The organism is Vibrio sp. 2130-1 (genome assembly GCF_033339515.1).
This window is the reverse complement of the sequence record NZ_JAWOUT010000628.1, coordinates 1-544: the sequence shown is the minus strand read 5'-3', so window position 1 is coordinate 544 and position 544 is coordinate 1. Positions and strand designations below refer to the sequence as shown.

The following is a 544-nucleotide window of genomic DNA, read 5'->3' as shown; positions in this document are numbered from 1 at the left end:
CGTTATCTTTTTTCACTTCATGCGCGATGCCAAATTGTTGCGCTTTAACCGCAGGGATGACTTCACCACTGAGGATGTAACGACGTGCTTGTCGATTGCCCATCGCACGCATCACGTATGGTGCAATGGTGGCGGGCACCAATCCCAGTTTGACTTCACTCAAGCAAAACTGAGCGGAGTGGCTGGCGATAGCGATATCGCTGCAGCAAATTAGCCCCAATGCGCCACCAAAGGCTGAGCCTTGTACGACAGCGATGGTGGGTTGAGGGAAGGCATCCAACGTTTCCATTAAGCGAGCGAGGCTTTGTGCATCGACTAGGTTTTCTTTTCGGGTACTATTTGCCATCGATTGCATCCAAGCTAAATCCGCACCAGAGGAAAAGTGTTTGCCATTACTACGCAGCAGTAAGCAACGCACATCGGTTCTTAGTGCAAGATAATCTAACCGATGGATGATCAAATCAATCATGCAGGCATCAAAGGCATTGTGTTTCTTTGTCCGATTCAGCGTCAGCGTTGCAACACCGAATTCGTCAACCTGCCA

The 544-nt window shown here is 49.4% G+C and carries 1 protein-coding gene; it reads right to left on the bottom strand.

Annotated elements, in window-relative coordinates; all coding sequences use genetic code 11:
- Nucleotides 1-544 (bottom strand): enoyl-CoA hydratase-related protein (locus tag R7Q09_RS27795; RefSeq protein ID WP_318144166.1); only part of this gene is annotated, 544 nt, incomplete at both ends.